This is a genomic window from Kosmotoga sp. (assembly GCF_982836095.1).
This window is the reverse complement of record NZ_CEYIHJ010000042.1, coordinates 4242-12397: the sequence shown is the minus strand read 5'-3', so window position 1 is coordinate 12397 and position 8156 is coordinate 4242. Positions and strand designations below refer to the sequence as shown.

Here is an 8156-nt window from a genome sequence, read left to right as displayed (position 1 = left end):
TTTCCAGGACCGCCTTTTGTCATTATATCAATAAGCCCGAACACCTGGAAAAAAGCGTAAAGCATATTCATTATGAGCAGGAAAAAGGTTGTTGGTGAGAGCAGTGGCAACGTGATCTTAAAAAACTTCCTAACACTTGAAGCTCCATCAATGGAAGCGGCTTCTAAAAGTTCCTCTGGAATCGTTTGCAATCCTGCAAGAAAAAAGATGATATTGTACCCGAGCATTTTCCAAGAAGCAGCGATGATAACAATTACAAGAGCAAGATTTCCGTTCATCATCCAGTTCAGTTTTACATTGAAAAGAGTCTTGATTATGTAAACTATTGGTCCGCTCGATGGGTCAAACATCAACGCCCAGATTGTCCCCGCAACTGCTGGTGAAATAGCATAAGTCCAGATGAAAAGAGTGCGATAATAATTCAATCCCTTTAACCGTTGATTGAGAACAACAGAGATCAACAAGCCTATGGTAATACCCAATGCAACGACAGCAGCAGCAAAGACAAGCGTAATAAGCAAGCTATGGACATAATCTGTCGATTTGAAAAGTTTGGTAAAGTTATAGAGCTTTACAAAAATAAGTCTGTCCCCAAATGGGGATACCCTGAAAAAGCTCATGTATAGAGATTGTATTGTGGGAATTACAAGAAAAATAATCACAACCACAATTGAAGGAGAGACAAGCAAATAAGGTAGAACTTTATTAGGAAATCGTCTTTGCATTTTACCACCTCTGAGTGAAAACTGAAACCGGGGGAATTCTTCCTCCCCCGGCATGTAGGAATGCAATTACTTACCGTAAATCATTGTGTACTCTTCAAGAATAGTATTGGCCTTCTTGGCAGCATTATCAAGTATGCGCTTCGCCTCTTTTTTATAGTTTGTACCTGTGTATTGAAGGGCTTCCTCAATAGCAGAATCAACGACGTCCCTTATGGCAACAAAATTCCCGAGCCTTACACCCTGAGCCTCAGGAACCCTTGTGCCAGAGAGAATCTGTAAGAATGCGGTCAGGTGGTTCGGATGTTCGACAAACCAACCTTCGTCTAAAAGAGCCTTAACGGCACTGTTTGTAGCCGGGAAATATCCGGTAGACTTATGCCATTGCATTGTAACTTCCGTTTTCATCACATATTGAAGAAATTCCCAGATGGCTTCATATTCTTTCTGAGTATGCCCTTTCATGACCCAAAGCGTTGCGCCACCGATAACTGAATTTCCTCTCGGATAGCCTTCTATCCTCGGCAGGAATGTTGTTCCGACATTGAAATTAGCTTTGGATTCAATCGAGCCCACGGATGATGTCGATTGGATAAGCATCGCTACCTGGCTTGATAGGAAAGCCTGGTTAGCACTGTATTCTCTTCCACCGTAAACCAACACTTTGTCCTGAGCCCACTTCATCCATTCAGCCATGACGTCGATACCGAAGTCTTTGTTGAAGTAAACTTCAGTAGCCTTAGCCTTTCTTCCGTTTTCGTTGTTTGCATAGAACTGGGCATGGTAAGCATGCATCTGCTCGAAGACCCAGGCAGGCCAGCCAAAGGAAATTCCCCCAGGAGCTGCTCCAGATTCAACAATCTTTCTCCCGTACTCATAGAGCTCACTGAAGGTTGTAGGCGGTTTGTTTGGATCTAAGCCTGCGGCTTTAAAAATATCTTTGTTGTAGTACAATATTGCGGTCGATGAATTAAAAGGCATTGAGTAGAGCTTTCCATTAACTGAATAATACTCAAGAATAGGTCCTATCACATCTCCCCAATCGAAATCCGGACCAGCCAATTCATACACCGGTACTATTGCACCACTATCGAGCATCGTTTGTAATCCCACTTCATAAACCTGGACGATGTGCGGTTGATCATTTGCTCTGTACGCGGCGATGGCCTTAGTTAGCGTTTCAGCATAAGAACCTGTAAACTGAGCTACAACCTCGATGTCAGGATGTGTAGCATTGAATCCGTTAACAATTGCCTCAACTGCAGGTAGTCTGCTTCCACTCATTGCATGCCATAAAGTGATGGTCACTTTTGGGAGAGCTACTGTCATCAGCAGGACAATAAAGAGAAAAACAAGAACCTTCTTCATGCATAACCCCTCCTTAAAAATTTTCCTCAATTTGCTCGGAGCATCAGTGAAATCAAAATCACGATAAATCGTTGCAAAACTCGGAGAAAAACCAAAGATATAACGAGGCATCCATTAATAGGCAATAAAATTATAACAGATTGAATTTATGTCTTATCAAATTTTTGCATGTTATTCTTTATATGAGTACATATACGTTATAGAGGGGGATAGTTTTCATGTTTGAATACCGAAAAAGCGAGGATATAGGAACTTTTGAGAAAATTGCGAGTTTTTCTTTTGCTGTCAGGCATTCACGCCACGAACTTTTGAGAAAGTATATAGCAGAAGCCTTAAGCGGTGGTGCAGAGCTCTATACCGTTCAAGAAAGCTCCTTGGTCGTTGCAGGTTATATACTCTATCCCTTCAAAATGAGGTTGAGGAATTCAATGGTTAACATGGGCGGGATAGGGCTTGTATGCTCCAGACCTGATTACAGGGGGAAGGGTGCTATAAGGTTCATGCTGCAAAATGCCGCCAAGACGATGAGGGAAAAAGGCATGCAAGTTTCTGTCTTGTATCCCTTCAATGTGGATTTTTATAGAAAATACGGCTGGGAACTCTTTTTCAAAACAAAAAAACTCGTTCTTCCACCTACTACAATCAAAGTGGAAAGCAACCCGTCAATGAATTATCAGTTTTTATCTTTCCCGGACAGTGACGTGAAAGCTTTCTACAACCAGATGGCCAGGACGCATTATAATTTAGCTATTAGAAATGATCACCAATGGCGAAGGCATTTAAAAGTCTTTTTCAATGATGAAGCATCAACAGGGGTTGTGAAATTCAGCCGGAACGAAAAAATAACCGGAATGTTAACACAATATCTCAGCAGGAGTGAAAAAGGTTTCGATTCTTATCTTACGGTGAAAGACTTCTATTACATAGATCAAGAAACAAAACTCTCGATGCTTGGCTACTTGAGATCTCTTTCTCACCAGGTAAAAGAAATCACATTCTATACCGCTGAAGATTTCGAACTGTGGCCTTACCTTGCTGATAGACCCACTGATGAGAAGCTGGAGACCTCCGGGATGATAAGAGTACTGAACCTTGAAAGCCTTAATGGGCTCAATGTTGATTTTGAAATGACTCCTTTAAGAATAAAGGTTATGGATAACCTGCTTGAAGAAAATAATGGAACATTCGAAATCCAAGCAGAAAACGGAAAGCTCGTTATTCAAAAAAATAGAAGAGAACCAGAACTTGAATGTGATATCTCTGGCATATCTTCGGCTTTAAGCGGTTTTACAAACTTTTCAGAGCTTATAAAAATTGGAAATGCAAAACCATTAAAAAAATTCACTCAAGCAGATGTATCAAAAAGCGTTACCTTTCATTCTGAGCCATTTTGATTGTTGGCTTTTAAAGAAACTGATCTTTTTCGTTAAAGTAATAGCTGAGAACAGAAAGGAGATGATATTATGCTACCAAATGTCTCCGAAGAAATGACTTTGAAAGAGATTGCTGATTTACATCATGAGCTTTATATGATTCTCCAGCATCTGGGGTTTGATTTGAATACCGGTAAAATGACAAGCTTAAAAAGTTCCTGTCGAAAGAAAGGACTTAACTTACCAGAAGTACTTAAAGCTCTGAACACGAAAGTAGAAGAACTGAATTTAAGAAACAAAAAAATCAATAACGCCCTAAAAAAGCAAAATAGAAATATTTAATTTCTTTTGTAATTGACTGCAGCAATTCCCACTATTGCAAGCCCAAGGGCAACTAAAATGCTCGCTGTAAGCGATTCGCCGGGTATGAAAAGCGCAGAGAATATGGCCCCAGACAGGGGAATCATAAATCTGTATATGGTTACTTCTCCTGCTTTGTTGTATTTCAATACGGTATACCAAAGAGAAAAAGCTGCCGCTGATAGAAAAGAGGAATATAGAAGCAGAACAAAAGCCAGTGGGGTAAAGTGCAAACCTTTATCCATTCCCGGAAAACCAATACCAATCAAGAATATAGAACCCATAAGCATTTGCCAGCCAGACACGGCAAAAGGATTGACACCTTGGGAGAGTTCCTTGGCAAGGATTGTCCCCACAGCTCCCACAAACGTTGAAAGTATTAACAGCCCTTCTCCAGAAAAGCTGAAATCAAGATTTAAGCCTTTTTCAAAATTCGCAAGCAATATTCCTGAAAAGCCCGCTGAAAGCCCCATAACTTTTTTCAAATTTATTTTATCGTTTTTGTACACAAAGTGTGCGAGCAACACGACGAAGAAATTCCCGCTCGCGATAATGACCGATGCTTTTACACCTGTGGTATTAGAAAGCCCATTATAAAAAAGAGTGTATTGCAGAGATGTTTGAAGAAGCCCCAGCAAAAAAAGCCCCAACAATTTACGCCTTCTCGGTCTTACCTTCCTCATTTGAGAACTAAATAGAAAGAGCATTAGACCCGCTCCAAGAAAACGCATTCCTGCGAAGACAAGTTTTTCAGCAATATCCCCTGAAGATATGTTCAATTCAGAAAAGCTGATTTTCAAAACAGGAAAAGCGCTTCCCCAAAGAAGTGAAGCTGCGATTGCCATCAATGCAGCATACAAAGGTTTTTTTGCTTTGATCTTCATTGCTACCTCCTGAAGGCTCTTTCAACTATTTTACCAGCAAATCAAAAAAATAATTCCCATCGTTTTACCCCAAATTTATAAGAATGTTCCTCTTTTGCTGTAACCTTCAGAGAAGCTTCAGAAGCAGCCTGATTGACGAGTTTTATCATATTCGTTCTTTATTGGAAGAGTTGAGTTTGTGACTATTAGGAGAACCAAAAAGCTCCCGCAATCCTCAGCAAAGTAAAGTCAAGGGGAGCTATTTCAAGCTCCCCAATGCTTTTACACTTTTGCGTTAATGAGTTCCTTAATCGCTGAAACCGCTTGTTCTGTCGTCATGTTGCGAATATCAACACCTTTGTGTTTTTTCGCATCAAAACCGGCGTTTTCAAAGGCATCTCTATACATTTTTGATTGCATAGTGGGGTCACAACCTGCAACATAGAGTTCATCAATAGTTTTGTTCTCTGTGAGTGTTTTCAAATACTCGTCACCGTCTGTCGCGCAAAGCTGTGGGTGAAGCGAAACGAAATCAACAAGGTTTTCCCTGCGTATTGCATTCAATACCTCGAATACGTCCATTTGGTGAAAGGAAGGACAAGTTCCTTGACAAACACACAGTAACAATCCTTTCTTTGCCATGTTTATTACCTCCGATCTCCAAAATATTTTATAGCTTCGCTGGGGCAGACTTTTTGACAACCACGGCAAAACTCCACACAGTGTTCAGGCTTTGATACTACCGGCTTTCCGCTTTCTACAGAGTAAACCTCGTGGGGGCAGAAATTCGCACAGGTCAAACAACCTGAACAGTTTTCATAATCAATCACTGGATGCCAGTTTTTCGCCATTCACTTTCTTCCTCCTTCGGCTGTTATAACTTCTTCAAATCCTCAAGAACTTTAAGGACTATTTTTTCAACATCTTCATCATTAAAATCCAATGTTGGAGCTTTTGGAATACCAAGCTCGCTGATAGTTAGAACATAATCTGGTTTTATGCCTCTTTGCTCCAAAATATTACTTGCACATTTAAGAACACACCCATTTATCACCACCAGTTTTTTGGCATCTTTGGCAATTTTTATATGAGTTGGTGAATTTGCCGCTACTGCTGCAAGGCAACACATTCTTGCGCCAGTATTACTCAAAGTCAGTTTCTTAGCAATTTCGTTGCCTACCTGCCCCACACTTGAAGCTCCATCACAAGTCAGTACGATGTATAGCTCCTTTGATTCCTTTGCGCAATGAGGTAATATTGTCCATTCTTCTTTTGCCATTTTTTCACCTCCCATATATATTATATTGTATAGTTGCACGAATATGCAACGATACTTTTATAGCCCCTATCAACAGCATGAAAAGCCGGATATATAGTTATGCAACTTAAAATACATGTGAATTAAAGAACAATGTACATTTATTACTTGAAATAAAAAAGGCTGCCCTAAGGCAGCCACTTTCTAATATCTGAAGTATTACTTTTGCGGCAAATAATATACATTGACTCCTCTATCGATAAGAGCTTGTATATCCGTCATATCATCAGAACCAGGTGTTACATCAAGAAGGTTATACCTGAGATAAACAAAATCGCCACTTGCAACACCCGAATTGTCTACAAGGGGTTGAATGTCAGTTATGCTGTTTTGGTCTAAAACAAGATGTCTTAAATTCGTCAAATTTTGGAGTTCGGTTATGTCTGAAATATTATTGGAACTAAGCCACAAAGAATTGATAGCTGTCAAATCTTCAAGAAAACCAAGTTCTGAAATCTCGTTGCCACCAAGTCGAAGCTCGTAAAGAGCTGTAAATGATGCCAAAAAGGTCGCGTCTGTATTTGTAAGATCAAGGTACTCAAGTTGCAAATTTGTTATTTGCGTTAAACCATAGATGTGTGAAAGCTCAGAATGTAAAAACGGGTTTCCGCTTAAGTATAATATCTTCAAATTAGTTAAATTTTCCAGTGGAATTAAGGATGTGATGTTGTTGTTAATCGCATAAAATCCTATAAGCGTTGTATATCCACCTATTACTGAAATATCACTAATCTGATTGTAATCAAGATATATGTGCAAAATATTGGTAAATTCTGGTAGCGATGAAATATCTGAAATCTGGTTATGACTGAGTGCCAGTGTATATAAACCCGTTATGTTTTCCAAAGGGCTAATATCTGTAATTTGATTGGCAAGCAAATTGAGATAATCCAGATTTGTCAAATTTTGTAGCGATGTGATATCACTTATTTGATTTGATTGTAGATATAACCATTCGATGTTTGTTAACCCCTGCAGTGGTGTTATATCGGAGATTGAATTTGTATTTAACCACACCCATTTAAGGCTTTCCATATACTCGAGACCTGTGATATCAGCAATTCCTAAATTATCGGCCTCCAGCTCAGTAAAGTCACCAAGTTCTTTCGCGTAAGCGGTGGCTGTCGCTGCTTTGCCAATTCGAGGAAATACCACTGCTCTTAAATAACTGTCTGGCATACTTACTTCTTCTCCAAGATCCATCGCTTCATAAATTGCAATCTTATCTAACCAAACTGCGTTCTCATATGCATCGCCGGTGTTATCTCTTTTATACTCCCATTTAAGGGTATGTGTACCTGCCGGAATTTCTCTGAAAACCTGATACCACCCACTTTTTCCAGACCAATTTCCAGCGAGTACGTCATCGATATAGAAATTAAGATAATGATGGGTAATTCTTATTGAAGTCTTACGATAAAAGGTTATAACAGCATCTTGCGGAAGGTTAACCTCAACTTCAATAAAACAACTCTGATCGGCACCTATCGCACTGAGCTCAAGGGTGTATGTTCCCTCTTGAGTCTCTTCAGATTGAACAAATGGTACAGCGTCGCCGCCTGTTACCCACGGGTTTGACGTAAGATCTCCGCTTTCAAAATCCTCAAAAAAATACACAGCTCCATAGGTACCCGTGGTAAAACTTGCCACTTCGCTTAAAGCTGTTTTTTTGCCAGCTTCAGCCTTTATTTGCCAATAATAAGTTGTGGACGTTGCAAGTGGTCCAGGAGAATAGGCTTCTACTGCGAGGTCATTTGCCACTAAGGGTATGCTATCCGCTGAAGTGCCAAAGTAAACATCAAAAACAGACGGAATAGAGGAATTTGATTCGACATGCCAGCTTAGTGCAGGATTTATCGAAACATTAACCGAACCGTCTGCAGGGCTCAAAATTGTTACCACCAGCTTGGTGCAGCCTTCAAAACACCCCACAATCAAAAATAGTACTAAGACCACCAACCCCAAAAGAAGATAAAATCTTTTCACTATTTATGCCCCCTTTAATCACAATAACAATTAAATCCATAAATGGACCTCCCATGAGGAAGTTCATCGGTTTTAAGAAAGAATCTGCACTTCCAAGCAGAAAGAAGAGGAGATGCAGAAGTGTCTTGAGAATGATACAAAAAACATATACCACAAGTCAATGTTT

The 8156-nt window shown here is 39.8% G+C and carries 10 protein-coding genes; 3 read left to right on the top strand and 7 right to left on the bottom strand.

Annotation, left to right across the window (positions count from 1 at the left end):
• On the bottom strand, nucleotides 1-725 hold a 725-nt coding region (locus AC3LHT_RS04405; RefSeq protein WP_488662092.1), incomplete at its 3' end, for a carbohydrate ABC transporter permease.
• A gap of 66 nt (nucleotides 726-791) precedes the next feature.
• On the bottom strand, nucleotides 792-2090 hold the full coding sequence (locus AC3LHT_RS04400; protein WP_290665761.1) for an ABC transporter substrate-binding protein: 1299 nt from the start codon (nucleotides 2088-2090) through the stop codon (nucleotides 792-794).
• Nucleotides 2091-2308: 218 nt separating this feature from the next.
• On the opposite strand from AC3LHT_RS04400, the gene AC3LHT_RS04395 reads away from it, so the two are divergent.
• Both AC3LHT_RS04395 and AC3LHT_RS04390 read left to right on the top strand, forming a co-directional pair.
• Nucleotides 2309-3484: a GNAT family N-acetyltransferase gene (locus tag AC3LHT_RS04395; protein WP_488662091.1), complete on the top strand. Its 1176-nt coding sequence runs from the start codon at nucleotides 2309-2311 to the stop codon at nucleotides 3482-3484.
• A 69-nt stretch (nucleotides 3485-3553) separates the two neighbouring features.
• On the top strand, nucleotides 3554-3805 hold the full coding sequence (locus AC3LHT_RS04390; protein WP_290665753.1) for a hypothetical protein: 252 nt from the start codon (nucleotides 3554-3556) through the stop codon (nucleotides 3803-3805).
• On the opposite strand, the gene AC3LHT_RS04385 is transcribed toward AC3LHT_RS04390, so the two are convergent.
• The 5 genes from AC3LHT_RS04385 to AC3LHT_RS04365 all read right to left on the bottom strand — a co-directional run bounded on the left by AC3LHT_RS04385 (nucleotide 3802) and on the right by AC3LHT_RS04365 (nucleotide 7894).
• Complete coding sequence (locus AC3LHT_RS04385) at nucleotides 3802-4707, bottom strand: DMT family transporter (RefSeq protein WP_290665755.1); 906 nt, start codon at nucleotides 4705-4707, stop codon at nucleotides 3802-3804. The two genes, AC3LHT_RS04390 and AC3LHT_RS04385, sit on opposite strands and share 4 nt — an antisense overlap.
• 261 nt (nucleotides 4708-4968) lie before the next feature.
• Nucleotides 4969-5328 carry a heterodisulfide reductase subunit A-like protein gene (locus tag AC3LHT_RS04380; protein ID WP_488662090.1) on the bottom strand — a complete coding sequence of 120 codons (360 nt, stop codon included), beginning with the start codon at nucleotides 5326-5328 and terminating at the stop codon, nucleotides 4969-4971.
• 5 nt (nucleotides 5329-5333) lie between these two features.
• Nucleotides 5334-5537 carry a 4Fe-4S dicluster domain-containing protein gene (locus AC3LHT_RS04375; RefSeq protein WP_488662089.1) on the bottom strand — a complete coding sequence of 68 codons (204 nt, stop codon included), beginning with the start codon at nucleotides 5535-5537 and terminating at the stop codon, nucleotides 5334-5336.
• 23 nt (nucleotides 5538-5560) lie between these two features.
• Complete coding sequence (locus tag AC3LHT_RS04370; protein WP_488662088.1) at nucleotides 5561-5965, bottom strand: putative zinc-binding protein; 405 nt, start codon at nucleotides 5963-5965, stop codon at nucleotides 5561-5563.
• 198 nt (nucleotides 5966-6163) lie between these two features.
• Entirely contained in the window at nucleotides 6164-7894 is a 1731-nt protein-coding gene (locus tag AC3LHT_RS04365) for a leucine-rich repeat domain-containing protein (RefSeq protein WP_488662087.1), read from the bottom strand.
• 2 nt (nucleotides 7895-7896) lie between these two features.
• On the opposite strand from AC3LHT_RS04365, the gene AC3LHT_RS04360 reads away from it, so the two are divergent.
• On the top strand, nucleotides 7897-8156 hold a 260-nt coding region (locus AC3LHT_RS04360), incomplete at its 3' end, for a hypothetical protein (RefSeq protein ID WP_488662086.1).